Raw genomic sequence first — 23177 nt, forward strand, 5'->3', positions numbered from 1 at the left:
CCAGGCGCCCGCGAACCACCCTGGGGCGACGCGCGACGGCCGCAGGGTAGCAGCGGTCCACGGGTGCGCTCCACGCCGGCCGGGCCTCGGCTCGGCGGCTCCGGACACCCCGCCCGGCCGTGGCCCGCCCCTACGCTCGGTGCGTGCATCCCCTCAGCCGCCGCATCATCGACCGCAGCCCGGAGCGCATCCGGCCCGGGGTCACCCTGCTCGTCCGCACCGCCCACGGCGCGATCGCCGATCGCCTCCCCGGCCTGGCCGCCGAGCTCGCCTTCTGGGTGCTGCTGTCGCTGCCAGCGCTGCTGCTGACCGCGATCGCGGCCCTGAGCCTGGTCGCCGGCGAGGGTGGCGGGTGGCGCGACGACCTCATCGACCGCATCACCGAGGTGGCCTCGGTCGCGCTCAGCACGCAGGCCGTCGAGGAGGTCCTGCGACCGGTCCTCGACCAACTCGTCTCCGACACGACCGTGTCGGTCGTCTCGATCGCGTTCCTGACCACGCTCTGGACCGCCTCCCGCGCCATCAAGGTCGTGCTGGTCACCATCGCCATCACCTACGGACGTGAGGAACCGACCGGGTTCGGCCACCGGGTGCTCGGGCTGGCGCTCACCGTGGTCGGGCTGCTCATCAGCCTGGTCGCGGCCCCCCTGCTCATCCTCGGCCCGGGATTCGGCGAGCGCCTCGCCACGATCCCCGGCGTCGACGGCGACCTGCTCGCGACCGTGTGGCGCGTCGGGTACTGGCCCGCCGTGCTGGTGCTGGTCACCGCCGCGCTCGCGTCGCTGTACCACGTCGGTGCGCCGTGGGACACGCGCTGGTTGCGGGACGTGCCGGGCGCCGTGTTGGCCACGGTCCTGTGGTTGGCCGGAAGCTCGGGCCTCCGGCTCTACGGGACCTGGATCCTCGACTCCGACAGCCCGTACGGCCCGCTCGCGGGCCCCCTCGTCGGTCTGCTGTGGATCTGGCTCACGGGCTTCGCCGTGCTGATCGGCGCCGAGCTCAACGCCCAGATCGAACAGCTCTGGCCGACGCGCGGGGAGGACGGCGGCGTCGGGACGCCGACGAGCCGGCTGCGACGCGCCGTCTCCACGGTGACCACCTCCTCACCCTGACCGTCAGGGATCCGAGGGCGTGGCCGCGAGCCGGAAGGCGAACCGGGTGCCGATCCCGAGCTCCGAGGTGACCGTCAGCTCACGGCCGTGGGCCTCGACGATCTGCTGGCTCAGCGCGAGGCCGAGCCCGAGCCCCCCGCTCGGTCGCGTCGTCGGCTCGCCCGCCCGGTAGAAGCGCTCGAGGACGTGCGGGAGGTCCTGCGGGGTGATCCCCGGCCCCTCGTCGTACACCTCCACCTCGACATCTTCGTCCGTCGGTCGGGCCCGCACCAGCACCGCCGTCCCTGGCGGGGTGTGTCGCGCCGCGTTGGAGAGGAGGTTCTCGAGCACGTGCTGCAGCAGCGAGGGGTCCGCTTCGACCCGCTGGTCAACGTCGACGTCCACCCGGGTGGGGTGTTCGTCGAGCAGCGGCGCCAACCGGCCGAGGACCGCCGCGATGCAGGCACCGAGGTGGACGGTCTCGAGCCGGGGCTCGATCCGTCCCTGCTCCAACGCGGAGGAATCGAGCAGGGAGCGCACCATCGCCGCCAACCGCTCCGCGTTCTCGTCGATACGCCGGAGCAGATCGGCTCGACGGACGTGGTCGAGGTCGGTCCAGCGCCGCTCCAGGGTCTGTCCGAGACCGTCGATCACCGTCATCGGGGTCCGCAGCTCGTGCGAGACCGTCGACACGAAGTCGTGGGTGCGCTCGTCGAGGCGACGGAGCTCCGCCACCGTGGCGGAACCGGCGGCGAAGCCACGGGCCCGCTGGAGCGCGGTACCGGCTTCCTCGGCCAGCAGTTCGACCGCCTCCACCTGTCCGGTCGTGAGCCCGAGCTCGCGCCGGCCGGCGAACAGCACCGCGGCGACCTCGCCGTCGACGCGGACCGGTACCGCGACGGCGCCGCCGAGGTCGCCCGACTCGGGGAGGGCGGACCGGTGCGCCCGGTACTCGTGGACGACCACGGGCCGACCCGTTCGGTACGCGACGCTGACCAGGCCACGGTCCCCGGACAACCGGAACAGTGGATCCTGCCCGCCGGCTGGGCGTGCAGCGACGAGGCGCAGGCTGTCGCCGTCCACCGAGCGCAGGACCGCGCTGTCGAAACCCGCGTCCCGGACGCCCCGGACGACGGCCTCGGCGACATCGTCTGGTTCGAGCGAACGCAACCGGAGCACCGATCCGAGCAACGTCGCCCGGGTGCGTGAAGCGCGGCTCGCCGCGCGCTCCACCCGGAGGGCGAGCTCGAGCGAGGCCGTGGTCCGCAGGGCCACCAGACCGAGCAGCGCTGCACCACCCAGCTGCGTCGCGATCGCCACCGGGTCACGGACGCCACCGACCCCGAGCGCCACCGCCCAACCGATCCAGGACCACACGATGATCGACCCCCGGTGTCGCCTCGGCAGGGCGAAGGCCGCGGCGACGATGGCGACCCCGAAGATGATCGTGAAGCGCTGCGGGTCCTGACCGACCGCTGCGGTGATGATCGCCACGACCACCAACCCCACCGTGGTCCCGAGGACGGCAGGGGTGATGGACCGTCGTTCCTCCGTCGGAGCCTCGAGGTCGATGATGCTCACGGCTGCGTCACCGGGGACCGACGCAGGGGCAGCACCAGCCGGAAGCCGCCGGGCAGCCGTTCGCTGGTCGCACCACCGGCCACCAGCAGCTGCTCGGCCAGCGACATGGCGAAACTGGCCTCCAAGCCGTCGGTGGCACGGAACCCGACGTCGATGCTGACGGTGGCATCCGCCTCGCCGACGATGAGCCCGACGTCGGCCGTGACCGGGCCGCGCAGCAGGATCTCCACCGCCCGGCGCACCAGGTCGCGGTCGACCACGACGACGGGCCGACCACGGACGTTCAGCTCGAGGCCCGTGCCGGCCAGCGGCTCAGCGAGCAACTCGACCAGGTCGATCGGCTCGGGACGGGGATCGACCTTCCCGACCTGCACCCGCGAGAAGTCGAGCAACGTCTCGAGCGTCCGGGCCAGCTCTGAGGCCTGCGCGGTGAGGCGGGCGAGCATCTCGGCACGCTGCTCGACCGGCACACGCTCACCGTGCTTGACCAGGGTCTGTGCCACGCCACGTACGACCGTGAGTGGATCGCGTAGATCCTCGGACACGCGGTCGACGAAGTTCGCTCGGAGCCGGTCGAGGTCGCGGAGACGGGAGAGCAGGACGGCCTGGTTGTCCTCGACGCGCTCGAGCGCCAGCGCGCCACCGAGGTGGGCCGCCAGTACCTCGACGACCTCGACGTCCCCCATCGGCGGCGCACCCGCGTCGGGGACCCCCGCCGTCAGGACGCCGATGTCGCGGCCGTCGGCACGGATCGGCGTCGCGACGACGGCACCGAGGTCGAGACCCGGGAGCCGGAGCTCGTCGTTGCGGTAGTCGGGTGAGACCACCGTGCGACCGGTCTCCAACGCGTGCCGGCTCACACCCCCGCCGTAGTCCTCCCGCTCCTCGACGCCCGCGACCCGGTTCGCCGCCAAGGCACCGGCATCGACGAGGAGGACCGCCGCGACGGGGAAGCCGAACTCCTGCAGGACACGGACGGTCGCGTCGATGACCTCTCCGTGATCGGCCCGGCTCAGCCGACGGACGGCATCGAGCAGGTCGGTGCGCCGATCGGCCGCGCGGCGGGTCGCGAGCTCACGCCGACGCGAGCGCTCGAGGTCACCCGCCAGAGCGCTCGCCAGCACGGTGACCGCGACCAGCAGCAGCACGGACCCGAGCACCGCGATCGCACCGTCGATCGACCGTGGGTCCGGGTGATCGACGACCAACAACGTCCACGCACCGACCACCAGCAGGGCCTGCATGACGGTCCGCACCTCGCCGTGCCGGACGGTCGCCATGGAGACCGAGGAGGCCGCGAACAGCGCGAGCCAGGATGCCGCGTCCAACGTCGACCGTGCGACGAGCACGAGCAGGAACAGCGCCGCGGCCCCGGTGGTGGCGATCGTGACCTGGTCGGGGCGTTCCACGCCGTTCCGGCCCGCCACGACGTGGAGGATGGTCGTCCCGACCGCGAGGACGGCCAGCGCGACGAGCATCGGTCGGTCGACGCCCCCGCCTGGGCCGGCGAGGATCGCCGCCGGCAGGCAGGCGGCAGCGCCCACGATGCCGAGGAGGGGGTGGACCCCGGCACGCGGGAGCGGCGTACCGGGCCGGATCGCGGACGCAACGGTCAGTGCACCGACCTCCGCCCCACCGCGCACGAGCGCGACCAGCCCCACGACCACCGGTGGCGGTCGTCGCGGAGGGTGTGGGATTCGAACCCACGGGACGGCGTACACCGCCCGGCGGTTTTCAAGACCGCTGCCTTCGTCCGCTCGGCCAACCCTCCGAGGATCACGGCAACACTAGCGATGGCGCTCCCCACATCGGTTGCGTCCCCGAGCGAGCTGACCTACCGGGTGATCCCGAGGTGGCGGCACAGGTTCTGCGCGAACCGGTCGCCCATCCGGGCCATCGTGGCGTGCATCACGCGGGTCACGGCGGGGCGCGAGATCGCCGGCAGTGGCAGGTCGACGTGCACGGACATGTCGACGGCGAGGTGGGTGCCGCCCTCGATGGGCTCGAGGGTGTAGATGCCGTCGGCGCCGGCGCGTTCCTTCCCGACCGGTTCGTGGGTGAAGTCGATGCGCTCGGTCGGATCGAAGTCCATCCGCACGGTGAAGCACGGGGACACCGCGACGCCGACCCCCGCGATGTTGGCCATGTGCCAGCGCCAATACGAGTCTTCGACCTCGTCGATGTGGTCGATCAGCGGCGTCATCTCCGCGAGCAGCTCGGGGCTGGTCAGCACCTCCCAGATCGGCTCGGGAGGCACCGGGAGGTCGTCGCTGGAGGTGTTACGGGCTTCGAAGCGGGTCACGAGGTTCCCTCCGCGGCGTCGGCGTGGCGTCCGGCGAACAGCACCTCGGTCCCGAGGTGGGGCACCAGGGCCTCGGGCACGGCGACCGATCCGTCGGCACGCTGGTGGGTCTCGACGAGCGCGATGATGGCGCGCTGGACCGCGAGCGCGGTGCCGTTCAGGGTGTGCACGAGGACGTTGTCACCCCCGGCGACGCGGATGCGGGTTCGCAGCCGGCGGGCCTGGTAGTCGGTCGTGTTCGAGGCGGACGTCACCTCGCGGTAGGCGTCCTGGCCCGGCAACCACGCTTCGATGTCGAACTTGCGGGCCGCCGAGGCCCCGAGGTCGCCGACGGGGATGTCGACCACCTGGGCATGGATCCCGAGACCACCGAAGATCTCCTCCTCGATGGTCAGGATCCGTTCGTGCTCGTCGTCGGAACCGTCCGGGTGGACGAAACTGAACAGCTCGACCTTCTCGAACTGGTGGACGCGCAGGATCCCGCGGGTGTCCTTGCCGTGGGCCCCGGCCTCGCGCCGGAAGCAGGGCGAGTACCCGGCGTACCGCAGCGGCAGATCCCCCTCGTCGAGGAGCTCGTCCATGTGGAGCGCCGCGAGCGGCACCTCCGAGGTGCCGACGAGGTAGAGGTCGTCCTCGGGGAGGGTGAAGATCTGCTGCTCGTCGGTCGGCAGGAAGCCGGTGCCGTACATGGCCTCCTCGCGGACGAGCACCGGTGGGATGACCGGCGTGTGGCCGTACCGGCCCGCGACCTCGAGGGCGTAGCGGACGAGGGCGAACTCGAGCAGCGCCCCCTCACCCTTCAGGTAGGCGAAGCGAGCGCCCGAGGTGCGGGCCCCACGGGCGAGATCGAGGGCGTCCGCAGCCTCCATCAACTCGACGTGATCACGCGGGACGAAGTCGAAGGTCGGCCGCTCCCCGAAGGTCCGGAGCACCACCCCGTCACCCTCCTGCCCGTCGGGCGCTGCGGGGTGGGGCAGGTTCGGGATCCGGGCGAACGCGGCGCTGTGCTCAGCCTCGGCCTCGGTGAGCTGCCGTTCGAGCCCGCCGACACCGGCCTTCAGCTCGCTCGCCCGGTCGATCAGCGCCTGCCGCTCCTCGGGGGAGGCCTTCCCGATCGACGTCGACGCCGTCTTCTGATCCGCGCGGGCGCGGTCGACATCGGCGGTCAACGACCGGCGGCGTTCGTCGAGCGCGACGAGCGCGTCGACGCGGTCCCGGTCGATGCCGCGGCGCGCGAGCGCGGCCGCGACGGCGTCGGGTTCGGTCCGGAGCAGACGGGGATCGATCATGGCGGGCAGGCTAACCGTGCGCCGGGCCCGCCCCAGTGCGTGGCCCCGGTCCTCCGACCTGCGTCAGCCGATGCGACGCGCGATCGGACGACCCCTCACGGCTGGAGGTCCGGGATCCGGGCACGCCACTCGCCGAGCCACTCCGCCGCGGACCGGTAGGCCGCGTCGTCGGAAGCGATCGCGTCCGCCTCGGAGGTCACCCGCGCCCCGGACCGGCGGTAGGAGCCGAGCACCTTCACGTCACGGTGGGTGCGCTTGACGGCAGCCAACGCGTCGCCGACCCGTTCGTCGGCGAGGTGACCGGCCGTGTCGAGGAAGAAGCAGTACTCACCGAGCTCCGCCTTGGTCGGGCGGGATTCGATCTTGGTCAGGTTGAGGTCGCGTTCGGCGAAGATCTCGAGCAGCTGCAGGAGCGCCCCCGGTCGGTTCTCGTCGATGAACACCGCGAGCGAGGTCTTGTCCCAACCGGTCGGCGGACCGAGGTCGTGGCCGACGACGATGAAGCGCGTCGAGTTGGCGGACCGGTCGGTGATGTCCCGCGCCAGGATCTCGAGCTCGTAGCGCTCGGCGGCGAGCGGGTTGACGATGGCCAGCCGAGGGCCACCGAGCTCGGCGACCTCCTGGGCAGCACGCGCCGTGGAGCTCGAGGGGATGGTCTCAGCCCCCGCCAGCGACGTGCTGAGCCAGCGCCGCGTCGATGCCAGGGCGACCGGGTGCGAGCGGACCTCGGTGACCTCCGACAGCTGTGTGCCCGGCGCCGCTGCCGCGACGAGCGTGACCGGCAGCTCGAGCTCGCCGCCGATGAGCAGATCGGTCTCGAACGCGAGCGCGTCGAGCGTGGCGGTGACCGATCCTTCGAGGGTGTTCTCGATCGGTACGACCCCGCGGGTGGCGACGCCCTCCTCGACCCGACGGAGCACCTCGGCGACGTCGCTGCAGGGGTGGAGCAGCGGGCCGGCGCCGCCCACGATCAGCTGGGCGGCCGTCTCGGTGAAGGTCCCCGCCGGCCCGAGGTAGGCCACGTCTGCGCGGGGGGCGCCCACCGCGTCGACCGGATCCGTGGCACGGCCCGCGGTCACGGCGACGACCGCCGCCGACGACGAGCCGGGGCCGGGGCCTCGCCCATCCCCCCGCCTCGGACGGCCGTCTCGATGGCCGCTTCCTCCTCGACCGACAGGTTGTGCTCCGAGCTGCGGCGCGTCACCGGTTTGGCGTAGCAGCGGGTCTCGGTCCGGCCGTTGATCGCCGAGATCACGATCCCGTCCCCGTGCTCGTCGAGGAGCGCCGCGGAGAACGACAGGGCGCCTCCCATGTCCTCGAACGCGTCGTACCGCACCATGCCGACCTGGGAAACCGTGCCGCGTACGAGCTCGCGTAGCTCGCCGGATCGGGCATCGAGGGCACGCACGTCACGGTCGATGGCCTGGATGGTGTCCTCGTGCCGGCCGAGCACGGAGATGACGTCCTCCCCCCGCTTCGGGTCGATCGCGCGGCGGTGCTCAGCCACCAGGCGGCGGGTCCGCAGCGCGAGCAGCACGACGAGCAGGAGCAGCACCGCGGCAGCGACGCACGCGGCGACGGCGAGCGTCGCGGTCAGCTGCGGATCGAGATCGAGCATGTAGCCCTCGTGGGTCCCCGGTGGCGGCGCGGCCCGCCGCGCGGAGCGGTCGGAGCGGCCTCGATCGACGTCCTCGATCCGACCCGAGCGGGCGTCGGAGCGTAGCGCCCGCCGCTCCCTTCACCTGCCGGCGGATCTGCTGACTAGGCTCCGCGCGTCGCCGATCCGGGAGCTGGGCCTTGAGCGCACGCGTCCGAGCGTTCGCGCTGAGCATCGCCGTCCTCGCCACGCTGATGGTCGCCCTGCTCGCTCCGGCCATCGCGGCGCTCGCGCCGGCTGCCGCAGCGCCGCTGGACGCGGCCACGGGCGACGCGCTGATCCTCGCCCAGGAGGACGACGAGGAACCGGCAGCGGAGGAAGACGAGGACGAGGACGAGGACGAGGACGAGGCCGAGGCCTCCGTGCTCTTCGGGACCTTCCGGAACGCCGACGGCCCGGTCGAGGGCGTGCAGCTGACCATCGCCGAGACCGGCGGCTCGGACCTCGGCGAGGCCGTCTCCGGCGAGAACGGCCAGTGGGAGTTCGAGGTCCCCGGGCCCGGTGACTACGCCGTCACCGTTGCCGCGCTGCCCGAGGGTGTCGAGCTGCGCGACCCCGACAACAACACGGTCGAGGTCACCATCGGGACGGGGCGGCGCGCCGTCCCGCTCGCGCTCGGCGAGGGCGCCGCCGTCAGCGGCAAGGTCGCGTTGTTCCTGCAGCAGACGCTGTCGGGGCTCCGGTTCGGGCTGATCATCGCCATGACCGCCGTCGGCCTGTCGCTGATCTTCGGGACCACCGGCCTGATCAACTTCGCGCACGGCGAGATCGTCATCATCGGTGCCGTCGTCGCCTGGTTCGCCAACATCGCCGGTCTGCACCTGGTGCTCGCCGGTGCCGTCGGGGTGGCCGCCGCGGCGCTCACTGCCGGCGTGCTGGACCGGGGGGTGTTCAGACCCCTGACACGACGCGGCGTCGGGCTCTTCCAGCTGCTCGTGGTCACCATCGGCTTGTCGCTGGTGCTGCGGTTCATCGTCCTGATCTTCTTCGGTGGCCGCTCGCAGCCCTACGCGCAGTACGCGGTGCAGCAGCGGATCAGCGTGGGCCCGTTCGCGACCACCCCCCGTGACCTCGTGATCATCGCGATCGCGCTCGTGGTCCTCATCGGCGTCGCGACCGGCATCCAGCGCAGCCGTATCGGGAAGGCCATGCGCGCCGTCGCGGACAACCGCGACCTCGCGGAGTCGTCCGGCATCAACGTCGAGCGCGTCGTCAGCGTCGTCTGGATCGCCGGCGGGGCGCTCGCCGGCCTCGGGGGCGTGCTGTACGGGACCATGTTCCGCGTCAGCTACGACTTCGGCTTCCAGCCGATGCTGCTGCTGATGTTCGCCGGCATCATCCTCGGTGGTCTCGGTACGGCCTACGGCGCCATGATCGGCAGCCTCGTCGTCGGTCTCGTCACCGAGCTCTCGGTCGTGTACTTCCCGAACGAGCTCAAGACCGCGTGGGCGCTCGGCGTCCTCGTCATCGTGCTCCTCGTCCGACCCCAAGGGTTGCTCGGGCGACGCGAACGCATCGGCTGAGGGGACCTCACGTGGACTTCGAAGCGATCTTCGGCAGCGCCCTCCGCTCCGCGTTGGGGCCGCAGGCGGCGGTCTACGCGCTGCTGGCCATCGGGCTCAACGTGCACTACGGCTACACCGGACTGCTGAACTTCGGGCAGGTCGGGTTCATGCTCGTCGGTGCCTACGGGGTCGGTATCTCGGTGGCGACCTTCGGCCTCCCCCTGTGGGTCGGGGTGATCGTGGGGCTGCTCGCCGGCGTGGTCCTCGCGATCATCCTCGGCGCCCCGACGCTGCGGCTGCGCGCCGACTACTTCGCCATCACCACCATCGCCGTCGCCGAGGTCCTGCGTCTGCTCTTCCGCTCGGGACCCGCGCGTCCGATCACCGGCGGACCCTTCGGGCTCCAGTCGGTCGCCAACGAGTTCTACGCGATCAACCCGTTCACCCGTGGTATCCGGATGGGGCCGATCAACTACACCACCCAGGTGTCGTGGTCCCTGGTCGTCACGTGGGGGCTGGTCGCCCTGGCCACGCTCCTCGTCGCGCTGCTGATGCGTAGCCCCTGGGGCCGGGTCCTACGAGCCATCCGCGAGGATGAGGACGCTGCGCGGGCGCTCGGCAAGAACGTCTTCAGCTACAAGATGCAGAGCCTCGTGCTCGGCGGGGTGCTCGGGTCGGTCGGCGGCGTGATGTTCGCCATCGCCGGCTCCACCGTGAACGCCGACAGCTTCCGGCCGCAGATCACCTTCTACGCGTACGCCATCCTCATCCTCGGTGGTGCCGCGACCCGTATCGGCCCCATCGTGGGTGCGATCATCTTCTGGTTCCTGTTCTCCGGCGTCCAGGTCAGCGTCCGACAGATGCAGGGCTCCGACCTGCTGCCGGGGTTCCTGTCCGGGGCGAACGCGGTCGGCGCCAGCGCCCTGGTCCTGATGGGTGCCGCCCTGGTGCTCCTGGTGGTCTTCAGACCGCAGGGCATCTTTGGAGACCCGAGGGAGTTGAAGCTCGATGCCTGAGACGACCCCCCACACGATGGACGCGATCGAGGCCCGGCCCGGCGTGAGTAAGCCGGACCCGATCCTCACCATCGACGGTGTCCAGCGGAACTTCGGTGGGCTCCGCGCCGTCGATGTCGACCACCTCGAGATCCAGCGGGGGGTCATCACGGCACTCATCGGGCCGAACGGTGCCGGTAAGACCACGTTCTTCAACCTGCTGACCGGTTTCGACGCCCCGAACGAGGGCGAGTGGACCTTCGAGGGCGAGTCGCTCGGTGGCATGCCCTCGCACCAGGTCACCCGGCGTGGGATGGTCCGCACCTTCCAGCTCACCAAGGCGCTGTCGCGGCTGACGGTGATGGACAACATGCTGCTGGGCGCGACCGGTCAACGCGGCGAGGGGTTCCTGCCGGCCCTCTTCCGGCCGGGGTGGTCGCAGCAGGAGGCCGACAACACCGCACGTGCCGAGGATCTCCTCACCCGGTTCAAGCTGATCGACAAGAAGGACGACTACGCCGGCGAGCTGTCCGGCGGCCAGCGCAAGCTGCTCGAGATGGCGCGGGCGCTGATGGTCGAGCCATCGCTGGTCATGCTCGACGAGCCGATGGCCGGCGTGAACCCGGCCCTCGTGCAGTCGCTGCTCGGCCACGTCACGGCGTTGCGCGACGAGGGGATGAGCGTCATCTTCGTCGAGCACGACATGGACGTGGTCATGGGCATCAGCGACTGGGTGGTCGTGCTCGCCGAGGGGCGCGTCATCGCCGAGGGACGACCGAGCGACATCATGAACAACGACGCTGTCATCGACGCCTACCTCGGCAGCTCCCACGACGAACCGACCGAGGAGTGAGCGACGTGGCCACCACCGAGCCGATCCTGGTCGCCAGCGACGTCCACGCCGGCTACCTGCCGGGCATCAACATCCTCAACGGCTGCGACCTCACGCTGGCCGAGAACGAGATCGTCGGGATCATCGGTCCGAACGGGGCCGGCAAGTCCACGTTGGTCAAGGCGCTGTTCGGGCTCGTCGACATCCGTGACGGCGAGGTCACACTCCGGGGCGACGTCATCACCGGGCACAAGGCACACCAGCTCGTCGAACGGGGCGTCGGCTACGTGCCGCAGTCCAACAACGTCTTCCCCTCGCTGACCATCCGAGAGAACCTCGAGATGGGCCTGTTCCTGCGGCCGAAGCGTTTCGACGACCGGTTCGCTTCCGTCGTCGACCTGTTCCCGCTGCTCGGGGACCGCTCCGCGAGCCGGGCCGGCACGCTGTCGGGCGGCGAACGCCAGATGGTCGCCATGGCCCGCGCGTTGATGATGGAGCCGTCCGTCCTGCTGCTCGACGAGCCCTCCGCCGGGCTGTCACCGGCGAACCAGGACGAGGTGTTCCGTCGGGTCCGGACCATCCGCGACAGCGGGGTGTCCATCATCATGGTCGAGCAGAACGCACGGCGGTGCCTGCAGATCTGCGATCGCGGCTACGTCCTCGACCAGGGCACCAACGCCTACACCGGCACCGGTGACGAGCTGCTCGAGGACCCGAAGGTCATCGAGCTCTACCTCGGGACCCTCGCCAAGGTCCGCTGAAGACCCCGCGACACGCGGAGGAGCCCCGCCCGAGGGCGGGGCTCCTGCGTTGCTGCGGTGCGGCTCGGATCAGAGGTCGGACAGATCCACGTCCTCGGAACCGACGATCTCGAGCCCATCGGCCGTGAACTGGCCGATGGCGTAGCGACCGAAGGTCGGGTCCGGCCGGACCAGGTCCAGCGGACCGGACGCGCCGGTGTAGTCGATGTCCTCACCATCGGCGAGCAGGTCCCGGCACTCCTCGAAGGAGGTGCACTCGGTGCCCTCGGTGGTGACGCCCTCGATCTCGTCGTTGAAGACGGCCGGGTCGGTGGACTGCGCAGCCTCGGCAGCCAGGGCGATGACGATCACGCAGTCGTAGACCTGACCGCCGTAGATCACGTTGCCCTGCTCACCGTCGGGCATCTCCTCGTTCAGACGATCGTTGAAGGTGTCGTCACCTGCGGCGCCGATGACCTTCAGGCCGCTGATGTCGGCACCGACCGTCTCGGCGAGGGCGGGCCCGAAGACACCGTCACCACCGTAGAGCGCGTCGGCCGAGATGCCGGCCTCGAGCAGGGCGCCGTACAGCGCGCCAGCCTCGTCGAAACCGATGACGACGACGGAGTCCGCGCCAGCACCGGTGACCTGGCTCACGAGCGCGTCGAAGTCGTCGGTCTCGGTGTCGTAGGTGTCGACGAGCGCGGGCTCGACGCCCTGGTCGGTCAGACCAGCTTCGACGAGCTCCATCAGCGCGACGCCGTAGTCGTCCGCGCGAGCGAGCACGGCCGGAGCGGCGTACCCGTCACCGATGACGGTGTTGGCGATGATCGGCGCGACCGCCTCGTCCGGCGGGACGGTGCGGAAGTAGAAGGAGTTGTTGTCCTGGTCGGTGAAGGCCGGCGAGGTGTTCGACCCGGAGCACTGGACGATCTCGTTGTCGTTCAGCGTCTGGATGAACTCCTGCGACATACCCGACGAGGCAGCACCGACGATGGCGTCCGCGCCGTCGTTGATGAGGCGAGCCGCGGTGTCACGAGCGACGGCAGCGTCGCCGGCCTCGTCACCGCTGTTGAGGGTCACGTCCTGGCCCATCACGCCGCCTGCGGCGTTGATGTCGTCGACGGCCATGTTCACGGCCGTGATCTGCGGTGCGCCCAGGAACGCGAGCGGACCCGACTCGGGGAGGATGTAACCGATGTCGAGCACGTCATCGCGCTCGGGACGCTCGATCGCGGCCTCCTCCTCCTCGCCGTCATCAGCCGGTTCCTCTTCGGCGCCGTCGTCCGCGGGTTCTTCGGTCTCGGTCTCGGTGGTCTCGGGCTCGTCGTCGCCGCCACAAGCGGCAGCGACGAGTGCGAGCGCGGTAGCGGCCGCGACGCGGCGCAACCAGAGCGATCGATGCATGGACATTCCTCCCGGAAAGCTCGTCCGTCGGCGTGCGCGCGGGCGCGCGGTGCCGACCTCCACCCCACGGTCGTGAGGACGGTACGGAGGACGCTACTACGCGGGTAGGAGGAAGGGAACCGTTCGGGTGCGGTGTGCGTTCTCTCCCCAGCAACCCGGCGGTCCCTGTGGTGTCCGTCCTGCCGGCTCCGTGCACCCAACTCGGGCCTACGGTCGCCGTCCCCGACGTCTGGACGCGCCCGTGAACGACACCCTGCTGTTCCCCTCCTCCCACGGCGAGGACGCCCCCGAACGCGCGACGGTGCCGTTCATCGCCGCCGCGACGGCCGTCGCCTCCGGCCAGCGAGCGATCGTGGTCTGCACCGTCGATGCCGTCAACGTCGGGCTCCCCGGCGTCGCGGACCGCATCGAGGAGGAGGGTATGCCGCCGCTGTCCGACCTCGTACGCCAGGTCGCCGAGGGCGGGGGCGAGATCTGGCTCTGCTCGGCCTGCGCCACCAAGCGCGGCATCACCGGCGACACCGAACTGGTCCCCGGCGCGTCGATCGTCGGCGCCGCACGGATCGTCGAGGCGTTGACGGAGGGCCGCGCGATCACCCTCGCCTGAACCGGCGGCCGGTGCGGCTGGCCGCCCGACCCGGTCGGATCCCTAGCGCGCGAGCCAGTCGTCGAACAACGCCCCGGTGAGCCGCTCGTAGGCCTCGATGTACCTCGCCCGGGTGGCCGTCACGACCTCGTCAGGGAGCTCGGGGGCGGGCGGCTGCTTGTCCCACCCCGTCGAGGTGGCGAAGTCACGTACGTACTGCTTGTCGAAGCTCGGCGGTGTCGCACCCGGTGCCCAGCCATCGGCCGGCCAGTACCGCGAGGAGTCGGACGTGAGCACCTCGTCGGCGAGCAGTACCTGGTCGTTACGGAGGCCGAACTCGAACTTGGTGTCCGCCAGGATGATGCCGCGCGCGGTGGCGTGCGCGGCGGCGGCGGCGTACAGCGACAGCGACAGCTCGCGCAGCTGCGAGGCGAGCTCTCCGCCGAGCGCGTTCGACATCACCTCGAAGCTGACGTTCTCGTCGTGCTCGCCCTGCTCGGCCTTGGTCGCCGGGGTGAAGATCGGCTCGGGGAGCCGGTCGGCTTCGACCAGCCCGTCCGGCAGCGCGATCCCGCAGACCGTGCCGTCGCGCTGGTATTCCCTCCATCCCGACCCGACCAGGTACCCGCGGACCACGCACTCGAAGGGCACGATGTCGACCTTGCGGCACAGCATCGAGCGACCAGCGAGCCGTTCGGCGTCCGCCGCGTCGAGCTCGACCGGCAGGTCGGCGAGGTCAGTCGAGACCAGGTGGTGGTCCACGTCGAGCCGGTCGAACCAGAACCTCGACACGGCGGTCAGGACGCGCCCCTTGTCCGGCACGGGGGTCGGGTGGACCACGTCGTAGGTGGAGACGCGGTCGGAAGCCACCAGCAGCAGGTGATCGTCGTCGACCTCGTAGAGGTCACGGACCTTGCCCGAGCGCAGGTGCGTGAGGCCACGGACGGTCGGGTCTGCCACGTGTGGATCCTCGTGCGGGGGCGTGGGAGCCCGAACCTACCGTGAGCTCTCCGCGGGTCGGCCCCGTCAGCATCGTCGCGAGCAACGACCCGACCCGGCGTCCACCGGTCCCGCGCCTATAGGCCGCGAGGGGATGCGCCTCTACCCCGCGCGACCCGGTGGTCGGCGGGGTGAGGCGTTCAGGGTGTTACGACTGCGGACCTGGTCCGCGACCGTCAGAAGGGCAGCGACGGTCCGACGGGGTGCCTCACGTTCGTCGGAGACGAACCGGTCGGTGTTCGGCTGGGGTCCGCTCCGACCGCTGGTCGGCTGCCGTTCGATCCCGCGCGTGTCGTGGAGGCGGGTCCGGTCCGGGACGTCGCGTTCGGGCCGGCTCGGGGGACGGCGTCGGCAAGGTCGTGGCGTGGAGGGGGCAGCTGTTGGTCACGGCGGGGCAGGGTGGTCCAGGTGCGGCCGCGGCGGCGCAGCCGGTAGGTCCCATCCGGCTCGAACTGTTGCCGCCAGCCGCGGCCGTGCACGAGGGTGTGGTGCCGGCGGCACAGCGCCACGAGGTTGGTCGGGTGGTGGTCGCCGTCGACCGCGTCCGGGTGGTGTTCTGCGGCGCGGGGGCGGACGTGGTGGACGTCGCACCAGGAGATCGGGGCGGTGCAACCCGGGAACCGGCAACCACCGTCGCGGGCCGCGATGGCACGGCGGGTGGCGGCGGTGATGCCGGGGGCGTAGCGGCGGGCGGCGACCAGGTCGACCCCGTCACGGACGACGACGTCGAGGGCGGCGTCGCAGGCGAGCCGGTCCAGCGCCCACCGCACGATCCGTGGTGGCCGGCCACGCACCCCGGCGACGATGTGCCCGGCGGCACGGTCGGTGACCCGGTCGGCATCGATGATGACCGACATGCGGACCACCGACCCGACCCCGCTGTCGGCGGTCGTTCGGGTGCAGAGGCGGACCAGCGCGTCGGCGAGCTGGCGTCCCCGGGTCGGGGCAGGACCGTCGGGTCCGTCACGGTCACCGGGGCACGGTGCCGTCTGGGGCGCGTCGGCTTCGGCCTGGAGCCGGTCGGTGATGGCCGCGAAGCTCTCGGGGCCGTACTGGCCGTACATCGACCCCCGACCCGTCGAGCTGGCCTTGGAACGAGAGGAACTCGGCCTGTTCCTGCCGTTCGGCCTGCCGTTCCAGGGTTCGTTCGGGCCGGTGGTCGTCGATCGCGTCCTCCAGCGCCCAGGAGCGTCGTTCGGCGTCCATCCTCTCGAGTCGTCCGGCGTGCTCGGCCAGGTGCCGATCGAGCGCTTCACGGGTCGGCCGGTCGAACCGGCGGACACCGACCGTCAGCTGCCGCACGTGCCCCCAGGTCAGCACCCCACGGGCGAACAGCCCGGCGACCGCCGGCATCGTGTCCAGGACCTCGGCGGCCGTGAGGACCATCGACACGTCCGAGCCGACCATCCCGGTGTGCAGCCGCAGCGCTCCGTCGCAGATCATGCCCTCTTCGGCCGCAGCCCGGCGCGCGTCAAGCTGGCCTGCCAGCCTGACGGCACGGGCCGTCAGCCGGTCGGCAGCCCGCAGCGTGGCGACCAGCTCGGCGAGCTCCCCGTCGGGCACGGACGGACCCTCCGAACCGGCGTTGATCGTGGCGACCGCGTCGTCCACCGTCCCGGTCCCCGCGGACACGGGGCCACCTGCGAAGGCTCCGGCGTCGGCGGCCGCTGAGTGGTCGGGCGCCGGGACGGCCGCATCGTCGTGCTCTGACCGGTAGCCGGGGCGGCGCTCGCGTGCGATGGCGAGCGAGGTCGGGCGGCGGGTGGTGTGCCGGTGGACCTGGCTTCGCATCGGGTGCCTGTCGACGTCGACGAACACACCCAGTGTACTCGTACATATGTTCGATGCAAGGACCTGTCCCGCTCGGCTGTGGAGAACTGGACGAGGGGTACGACGACCGGTCCCGTCGGACGCGGAGCCCGCCTCGGGGGACCCCGCGCGCGGCGAGATGCCTCGGTGGGACGCTCGCGACGAACCGGCGTCGGGCCGGGGGTCGCGCCTACCGATGGTCGCGCTCGGCGAGGTCCTCGGGACGGTCGAGGTCCCGGGGCCGCGGCCCTGGGACGGGGACCGCGACGGCGCCGAGCTCGGCCAGGAGGTCACGGGCGCCCCGGTCGCCGTCCAGGCCGAGCAACCGGTCGAACACCCGCGCGGCGAACGCCACGGGGTGGCCAGGCCCGTCCTCGTACCGCGCGCGGGACGCGGGAGCGCCGTCGCGCACCGCGCCGACCACCGCGTCGACCGCCTGCGCGGTGACGTCCGGCTCGTCGGCGAGCAGCACCACCACGGCGGAGGCGCCACGACGCCGCGCCGCCGCCACCCCGGCACGGACCGAGCTGGCCTGTCCGGTGGCGTGGACCGGGTTGTCCACCACCTCGACCGGGCCGCTGCCAGCCACGGCCGCGGACACCACCCCAGCATCGTGGCCGACCACGACGAGGACCTGCTCGACCAGCGACGACGCGAGCGCGGTGGCGACGACGTGGCCGACCATCGGCCGACCCTGCAGCTCCGCGACCTGCTTGGTCGTCCCGAAGCGCGTGGCTCGACCGGCCGCGAGGATCACGGCCACCACCGACTGCCTATCCTCCGCAAGCGGCTCGGACGCGGGAGGTGTCAGGTGGCTGGTCGACGGACGGCGGCGGTCGTCACCGCTAGCGACGGGGTGGCCAGCGGTCACCGTGACGACGCTTCCGGAGCTGCCGTCACCGACCTGCTGATCGAGCACGGCTTCGCGGTGGTCCGACGCGAGGTGGTACCCGACGAGCGACCACGGATCGCCGCGCTGCTCGCGGCGCTCGCCGACGAAGACGAGGTCGCCGTGGTGTGCATCACCGGCGGCACGGGGTTCGGCCCGCGCGACGTGACCCCCGAGGCGACCACCGACGTCTGCCACCGGGAGGCTCCGGGTCTAGCTGAAGCGATGCGCGCGGCGGGGCGCGCGTCGACGCCCATGGCGGACCTGTCGCGTGGGGTCTGCGCTATCCGTGGCGCGACCCTCCTCATCGACCTCCCCGGCAGCCCCCGCGGCGCCACCGAGTCGCTCACCGCCATCATCGGGCTGCTGCCGCACGCCGTCGACCTGCTCGCGGGCGACACCGAGCACCGCGACGGCACCCCCGCACCGACCGACTGACGACCCCAGCCGCTCACCGGCGCCGGCGCCACCACAGCAGGACGACGATCGCCGCGGCGACGGCGACGAGCGGGACGAGCCGCTTGGCGACGGCGCCGCCGGCCACCTCGACCAGGTCGAGCGCCTCGGGCTCCTGCGCCGGTGGGGCGATGCGACGCGGCCCGTCGGCTGGCGCCGGCGGCGAGACCTCGTCGGTCGTCGCAGCGGCTGAGGTCGTCGCGGCCGCTCCGGCTACTGCGGCGATGCCCGGCGCGGCCGCTGCTGCGCCCGAGGCTGGACGAGCATCCGCCGCGGGTGCGTCGGTCGCCGGAGGCAGACCCCCGGCCGTGCCGCCCACGTCCTCGGCGATCATCGTCGAGAGCCGGTCCGCGAACGTGTCGATCAGCTTCGTCCCGACCTCACCCATCACGCCGCGCCCGAACTGAGCCGGCTTGCCCGTGATCGTCAGATCGGTCACGACCTTCACGCGCGTGGTGTCGTCGGTCTCGGCCACGAGGTCGGCGGTGACGTCCGCCGTGGCCGTACCGGCCCCGCGTGCCTCCTTGCCGGCGGCGTGGATCACCGCGTGCTTGGCCTCCTGGTCCTTCTCGGTCAGCTCAGCCGTCCCGCGGTAGGTGACGGCGATCGGGCCGACCTTGACCTTGACCTTGCCGGTGTAGGCGTCCCCGTGGACCTCCTCGAGGGTCGCGCCCGGCAGGCACGGCGCGACCCGTTCGAGGTCGGTCAGGATCTCGAAGGCGCGGTCGACGCCGACCGGCACCGTGAACTCGTTCACGAACTCCACGTGGACCTCCGAACCTCGACGACGTCGTCACGACCGACTTCGACGGTAGTCAGCATCGTGCGCCGACGACGGCCGAGCGTCCGGGTCCGCGTGGCCGTCAGGCGTCGACGGCGTCGCGGTCCCGGTGGATCGGACCCACGGTATCGGTCAGGCGCGCGCCGGACCCGCCGTGGCGCTCGAGCAGGATCTCCGCCGCGATCGACACCGCCGTCTCCTGCGGTGTCCGGGCGCCGAGGTCCAGACCGATCGGGGATCGCAACCGGTCGAGCTGCGCGTCGCTCACGCCGGCTTCGCGGAGCCGCGCCAGCCGGTCCTCGTGCGTCCGGCGGCTGCCCATGACCCCGACGTAGGCCGCGTCGGTGCGCAGGGCCGCCTCGAGGACCGGGACGTCGAACTTCGGGTCGTGGGTGAGCACGCAGATCACCGTCCGGGTGTCGACCTCGGTGTCGGCCAGGTAGCGGTGCGGCCAGTCGACGACGACCTCGTCGGCGTCCGGGAACCGTGCCGGGGTGGCGAACCGTCCCCGCGCGTCGCAGACGGTGACGTGGTACCCGAGGAAGCGGCCGACGGAGGCGACCGCCGCGGCGAAGTCGATGGCGCCGAAGACCAGCATCCGTGGGCGCGGCGCGAAGGAGGCGATGAACACGCCGACCTCGTCGAGCCGACGTTCGCCGTGCGGGCCGTAGTGACGCAGCCCGGTGGCCCCCTGCTGGAGCATCCCGCGAGCGTCGGCGTCGACGGCGTGGTCGAGCCCCTCGTCGCCGGTGGTCCCCTCGATCCCATCCGGCCGGACCAGCACGGTCATCCCGGCGTGGTCACCGTCGGTGACGGTGGCCAGCGCGACGGGCTCGTCGGCGTCGAGCGCCCCCGCCAACGCGTCGAGGTCGACATCGTCCGGCGACACGGTCTGGACCAGCACCTCGATGGTGCCGCCGCAGGTGAGCCCGACCGCGAACGCTTCGTCGTCGGATATGCCGTAGCGCACGCGTTGGGGGACGCCGGTCTCGAGCACCTCGGTGGCGACCTCGACGACGGCACCCTCGACGCAGCCCCCCGAGACGCTGCCCACGACGTCGCCGTCCGGGTGCACCGCGAGGACCGCCCCCGGCGGTCGCGGCGCGCTCTGCGAGGTGGCGACGACCGTGGCCAGGGCGAAACAGGTGCCATCGGTGCGCCAGCGCCGCAGCGTGGCGAGCTCCTCACGCACGTGGGCTCCCTCCCGCTCCGCGCGGGACGGCGCCGCGCGTCGTGACGCCGCCTCGCTGCGGTCCGACAGTACCGGCCACCTCGTGCGCGAGCCGTTCGAGCGCCGCCAGCGAGTGCCCCTCGACCAGCGCGTCGCAGTGGGGCAGCGCGGCGGCCATGCCGCCGGCGATGGGCGCGAACCCCTCGCGGCCAGCGAGGGGGTTGGCCCAGATCACCCGGTGCGCCAACCGGGACAGCCGGGCCACCTGCTCGCCGAGCAGGGTCACCTCGCCCGTCTCCCACCCGTCGGACAGCACCACGACCACCGCCCCGCGGGCGAACCCACGCTGGCCCCACAGGTCCAGGAACTGGCGCAGGCCCTCTCCGAGGCGGGTGCCCCCGGACCAGTCGGGGATGGCCGCAGCCACGGCCCGCATCGCGGTGTCGGGGTCGCGGTGGCTCATCGGCTCGGTCACGCGGGTGAGCCGCGTCCCGAGGGTGAACACCTCGGTGGGTGTCCCCTGGCGGCGTGCGGCGACGTGCGCGAAGCGCAACAGGACGTCGGCGTAGCCGGCCATGGACCCGCTGATGTCGACCAGCAGCACCACGCGACGAGGCTGCTCACGGGGAGCGCGGTGGTGGAGGCGGCCGAGCTCGCCGCCGGATCGCAGCAGCGCGCGCACGCTGCGGCGCCGGTCGATCGCCCCCCGGCGCGCCGGGTCGGACCGACGGGTGCGCCGGGTCGCGCCCGGCATCGCGAACGCGGCCAACAGCCGGTGCAGGTCGCGGCGCTCCTGGTCGTCGAGGTCGCGGACGTCCCGGTGCCGCAGCAGCTCCTCGCGCGACGCGTGTCGGGTGACGGCGTGAGCGTCCACCTCGGGGACGGCGTCATCGTCGCTGGTGCCGACGCTGTCGCCGATGGCCTGGGGACCGAGCTCGACCCGCCGGCGGACCACGGGACGGCCGGTGACGGTCAGCCCGTCGAAGAAGGCCGCGAACACGCGGTCGTACCGCTCGAGGTCATCGGGGCCGGAGCAGAGGGTCAGCCGGCCGGCCCAGTAGACGGCGCGCGGGTCCACCGCCCCGAGCGTGCCCAGCGCCCCGAGGCAGGCGTGCACCCGATCGGGGCTCGCGTCCACCCCGGCGGCGCGGAGCGTGCGGGCGAACCCGACGACCGACCCCGTCAGCGAGCCAGGCTCGGCGTCGATCCCACCCTCAGCCACGGCATCCCACCGCGCCGTACGTGCTCCTCCGGTCGCCGAGCGACCTCCCCCCTCATCCACCGGCGGCGGCCCGGATCACGAGCTGACCGACGTCGATGCTCCGCACCCGTTCCTGGTCCTCGCGGAACTTCAGCACCGACCCGAGGGTGGCCGCGGCCCGGTCGGCATCGAGGTGATCGGCACCGAGCGCGACCAGCGCCTGGGTCCAGTCGAGGGTCTCGGCGACGCCCGGCGGTTTGAGCAGGTCCTGGTCGCGCAGGACGTGGACCGCGGAGGTCACCTCCCGAGCCAGCCGCTCGCCCACGTCCGGCAGCCGCAGACGGACGATCGCGACCTCGCGCTCGAACGACGGGTGCTCGACCCAGTGGTAGTAACAGCGTCGCTTGAGCGCGTCGTGGACCTCGCGGGTGCGGTTCGAGGTCAGCACCACGACCGGCGGCTGGGTCGCCCGGATGGTGCCGAGCTCGGGAACGGTGATGGTGACGTCCGAGAGCACCTCGAGCAGGAGCGCCTCGAACTCGTCGTCAGCACGGTCGACCTCGTCGATCAGCAGCACCGATGGCGAGGTCTCGAGCGCCTGCAGGATCGGGCGAGCGACCAGGAACCGCCGGTCGTAGAGCTCGTCCTCGAGCGCCGCCGCGTCCCCCTCGCCACGCCCGGCGGCCTCCGCTGCCCGCAGGTGCAGGACCTGCGCGGGGAAGTTCCAGTCGTACAGGGCCTGTGAAGCATCGAGCCCCTCGTAGCACTGCAACCGGATCAGCGGCGCGCCGAGCACGTCGGCCAGCGCGTGCGCGACGGCGGTCTTGCCGACCCCCGCGTCGCCCTCGAGCAGCAACGGACGTCGGAGCGCCAGGGTGAGGTAGGCAGCGGTCGCCAGGCCGTCGTCGGCGAGGTAACCGGCACGTTCGAGCTCGGTGGCCAGTCCCGCCGGGTCGGTCACGCCGGGAGGCAGCAGGGCAGGCGCGGGTGGGGGCTGGCCACCCGCGCCGCTGGTGTCGGACGACCTCACCCGGCCGCGGCCGTCAGCGCACGGCGGGTCAGGACGCGGGCGAGGTGCTCGCGGAACTCGGGGGTGGCGTTCAGGTCCGAGGGCGGCGACGTCCCGTCGGCAGCGTGCTCCGCCGCGTCAGCGATCGCGTCGACCGAGCCGCCGGCCAGCGCGGCCTCGGTCGCGGACGCGCGCAGCGGCGTCGTCCCCATGTGCGTGAGCCCGACCCGGACGTCCTCGATGGTGCCGTTCGAGCTCTTCACCACCGCGCACGACCCGACGATCGCCCACGCTTGGGCGACCCGGCCGAACTTCTCGTAGTGCCAGCCCCACTGACCGACGAGCTTCGGGACGCGGACCTCGACGAGCACCTCGTCCTCGGCGATCGAGGTCTCGAGGTAGTCGACGAACAGGTCCGCGGCACGGATGTTGCGGCGGCCGCCCGGGCCCTGGACGACGACCGTGCCGTCGAGCGCCAGCAGCAGTGGCGGGAGGTCGCTGGCCGCGTCGCCGTGAGCGATGGCCCCGCCGATCGTGCCACGGTGGCGGACCTGGGCGTCCCCGACCGTCCTGGTCACATCGGCGAGGACGCCGCAGTGCTGCTGGACCAACGGGTCCTTGATCACCGCGTCGTGGGTGGTCATCGCGCCGATGACGAGGTGTTCACCGCCGTCGGTCACCCCGCGCAGGTCGTCGACCCGGCCGAGGTCGACGATGACCTCGGGGGCGGCGAGCCGCAGCTTCATCAGCGGCAGCAGGCTGTGACCACCGGCGAGCAGCTTGGCCTCGTCGCCGTGCTCGACGAGCGCCGCGATGGCCTCGTCGATGGACCCGGCCCGGATGTAGTCGAAGGTCGCGGGGATCACGCTGCACCTCC

General features: G+C 72.2%; 23 protein-coding genes and 1 tRNA gene. 7 read left to right on the forward strand and 17 right to left on the reverse strand.

Annotated elements, in window-relative coordinates:
* Window positions 1–143 precede the first annotated feature (143 nt).
* Window positions 144–1112 carry a YihY/virulence factor BrkB family protein gene (locus WEB03_RS06355; RefSeq protein WP_368070113.1) on the forward strand — a complete coding sequence of 323 codons (969 nt, stop codon included), beginning with the start codon at window positions 144–146 and terminating at the stop codon, window positions 1110–1112.
* A gap of 3 nt (window positions 1113–1115) precedes the next feature.
* Here WEB03_RS06355 and WEB03_RS06360 read toward each other — a convergent pair whose 3' ends face one another.
* The 7 genes from WEB03_RS06360 to WEB03_RS06390 all read right to left on the reverse strand — a co-directional run bounded on the left by WEB03_RS06360 (window position 1116) and on the right by WEB03_RS06390 (window position 7881).
* Complete coding sequence (locus tag WEB03_RS06360) at window positions 1116–2672, reverse strand: ATP-binding protein (protein WP_368070114.1); 1557 nt, start codon at window positions 2670–2672, stop codon at window positions 1116–1118.
* Window positions 2669–4339: a GAF domain-containing protein gene (locus WEB03_RS06365; protein WP_368070115.1), complete on the reverse strand. Its 1671-nt coding sequence runs from the start codon at window positions 4337–4339 to the stop codon at window positions 2669–2671. Before WEB03_RS06365 ends, WEB03_RS06360 begins: the two co-directional genes overlap by 4 nt.
* A gap of 15 nt (window positions 4340–4354) precedes the next feature.
* Window positions 4355–4443 (reverse strand) — tRNA-Ser (locus tag WEB03_RS06370).
* Window positions 4444–4506: 63 nt separating this feature from the next.
* A complete protein-coding gene (locus WEB03_RS06375; protein WP_368070116.1) occupies window positions 4507–4974 on the reverse strand; it encodes a CoxG family protein in 468 nt (155 codons plus the stop codon).
* On the reverse strand, window positions 4971–6263 hold the full coding sequence (serS, locus tag WEB03_RS06380) for a serine--tRNA ligase (protein ID WP_368070117.1): 1293 nt from the start codon (window positions 6261–6263) through the stop codon (window positions 4971–4973). The genes WEB03_RS06375 and serS overlap by 4 nt, the downstream gene beginning before the upstream one ends.
* 95 nt (window positions 6264–6358) lie before the next feature.
* On the reverse strand, window positions 6359–7342 hold the full coding sequence (gene pheA / locus WEB03_RS06385) for a prephenate dehydratase (protein WP_368070118.1): 984 nt from the start codon (window positions 7340–7342) through the stop codon (window positions 6359–6361).
* Window positions 7339–7881, reverse strand: a complete 543-nt coding sequence (locus WEB03_RS06390; protein WP_368070119.1) for a DUF4446 family protein — start codon at window positions 7879–7881, stop codon at window positions 7339–7341. The genes pheA and WEB03_RS06390 overlap by 4 nt, the downstream gene beginning before the upstream one ends.
* 179 nt (window positions 7882–8060) lie before the next feature.
* On the opposite strand from WEB03_RS06390, the gene WEB03_RS06395 reads away from it, so the two are divergent.
* Genes WEB03_RS06395 through WEB03_RS06410 form a run of 4 tightly spaced genes read left to right on the forward strand, consistent with a single transcriptional unit; the run spans window position 8061 to window position 12013 of the window.
* Window positions 8061–9443 carry a branched-chain amino acid ABC transporter permease gene (locus WEB03_RS06395; RefSeq protein WP_368070120.1) on the forward strand — a complete coding sequence of 461 codons (1383 nt, stop codon included), beginning with the start codon at window positions 8061–8063 and terminating at the stop codon, window positions 9441–9443.
* 11 nt (window positions 9444–9454) lie between these two features.
* Window positions 9455–10441 carry a branched-chain amino acid ABC transporter permease gene (locus tag WEB03_RS06400; RefSeq protein ID WP_368070121.1) on the forward strand — a complete coding sequence of 329 codons (987 nt, stop codon included), beginning with the start codon at window positions 9455–9457 and terminating at the stop codon, window positions 10439–10441.
* A complete protein-coding gene (locus tag WEB03_RS06405) occupies window positions 10434–11273 on the forward strand; it encodes an ABC transporter ATP-binding protein (protein WP_368070122.1) in 840 nt (279 codons plus the stop codon). The genes WEB03_RS06400 and WEB03_RS06405 overlap by 8 nt, the downstream gene beginning before the upstream one ends.
* Entirely contained in the window at window positions 11270–12013 is a 744-nt protein-coding gene (locus tag WEB03_RS06410) for an ABC transporter ATP-binding protein (RefSeq protein ID WP_368070123.1), read from the forward strand. Before WEB03_RS06405 ends, WEB03_RS06410 begins: the two co-directional genes overlap by 4 nt.
* Window positions 12014–12082: 69 nt before the next feature.
* Here WEB03_RS06410 and WEB03_RS06415 read toward each other — a convergent pair whose 3' ends face one another.
* Entirely contained in the window at window positions 12083–13399 is a 1317-nt protein-coding gene (locus WEB03_RS06415) for an ABC transporter substrate-binding protein (RefSeq protein WP_368070124.1), read from the reverse strand.
* A 241-nt stretch (window positions 13400–13640) separates the two neighbouring features.
* Here WEB03_RS06415 and WEB03_RS06420 point away from each other — a divergent pair, with 241 nt between their 5' ends.
* Entirely contained in the window at window positions 13641–14006 is a 366-nt protein-coding gene (locus tag WEB03_RS06420) for a DsrE family protein (RefSeq protein ID WP_368070125.1), read from the forward strand.
* A 42-nt stretch (window positions 14007–14048) separates the two neighbouring features.
* Here the strand turns inward: WEB03_RS06420 and WEB03_RS06425 are convergent, their stop codons facing one another.
* The 4 genes from WEB03_RS06425 to WEB03_RS06440 form a co-directional block, all read right to left on the reverse strand.
* The gene (locus tag WEB03_RS06425) at window positions 14049–14945 is read right to left on the reverse strand and encodes a phosphoribosylaminoimidazolesuccinocarboxamide synthase (protein ID WP_368070126.1); all 897 of its coding nucleotides are present in this window, start codon (window positions 14943–14945) and stop codon (window positions 14049–14051) included.
* Window positions 14946–15160: 215 nt separating this feature from the next.
* Complete coding sequence (locus WEB03_RS06430; protein ID WP_368070127.1) at window positions 15161–16048, reverse strand: HNH endonuclease signature motif containing protein; 888 nt, start codon at window positions 16046–16048, stop codon at window positions 15161–15163.
* Window positions 15954–16616, reverse strand: coding sequence for a hypothetical protein (locus tag WEB03_RS06435; RefSeq protein ID WP_368070128.1), 663 nt, complete (start codon window positions 16614–16616; stop codon window positions 15954–15956). Before WEB03_RS06435 ends, WEB03_RS06430 begins: the two co-directional genes overlap by 95 nt.
* Window positions 16617–16983: 367 nt before the next feature.
* Entirely contained in the window at window positions 16984–17556 is a 573-nt protein-coding gene (locus WEB03_RS06440) for an NTP transferase domain-containing protein (RefSeq protein ID WP_368070129.1), read from the reverse strand.
* Window positions 17557–17604: 48 nt separating this feature from the next.
* Between WEB03_RS06440 and WEB03_RS06445 the strand changes: the two genes are divergently transcribed.
* The gene (locus tag WEB03_RS06445; protein ID WP_368070130.1) at window positions 17605–18120 is read left to right on the forward strand and encodes a MogA/MoaB family molybdenum cofactor biosynthesis protein; all 516 of its coding nucleotides are present in this window, start codon (window positions 17605–17607) and stop codon (window positions 18118–18120) included.
* A gap of 13 nt (window positions 18121–18133) precedes the next feature.
* Here the strand turns inward: WEB03_RS06445 and WEB03_RS06450 are convergent, their stop codons facing one another.
* From WEB03_RS06450 to WEB03_RS06470, 5 genes are all read right to left on the reverse strand, one after another.
* The gene (locus WEB03_RS06450; protein WP_368070131.1) at window positions 18134–18904 is read right to left on the reverse strand and encodes an SRPBCC family protein; all 771 of its coding nucleotides are present in this window, start codon (window positions 18902–18904) and stop codon (window positions 18134–18136) included.
* Window positions 18905–19001: 97 nt separating this feature from the next.
* Entirely contained in the window at window positions 19002–20111 is a 1110-nt protein-coding gene (locus WEB03_RS06455) for an XdhC family protein (protein WP_368070132.1), read from the reverse strand.
* Window positions 20104–21312, reverse strand: a complete 1209-nt coding sequence (locus WEB03_RS06460; protein WP_368070133.1) for a VWA domain-containing protein — start codon at window positions 21310–21312, stop codon at window positions 20104–20106. Before WEB03_RS06460 ends, WEB03_RS06455 begins: the two co-directional genes overlap by 8 nt.
* A 52-nt stretch (window positions 21313–21364) precedes the next feature.
* A complete protein-coding gene (locus WEB03_RS06465; RefSeq protein ID WP_368070135.1) occupies window positions 21365–22267 on the reverse strand; it encodes an AAA family ATPase in 903 nt (300 codons plus the stop codon).
* A 50-nt stretch (window positions 22268–22317) separates the two neighbouring features.
* Window positions 22318–23177: xanthine dehydrogenase family protein subunit M (locus WEB03_RS06470; protein ID WP_368070134.1), on the reverse strand; the 860-nt coding region annotated here is incomplete at its 5' end.

The sequence above is a fragment of the Nitriliruptor sp. genome, assembly GCF_040882075.1.
Lineage (GTDB): Bacteria > Actinomycetota > Nitriliruptoria > Nitriliruptorales > Nitriliruptoraceae > Nitriliruptor.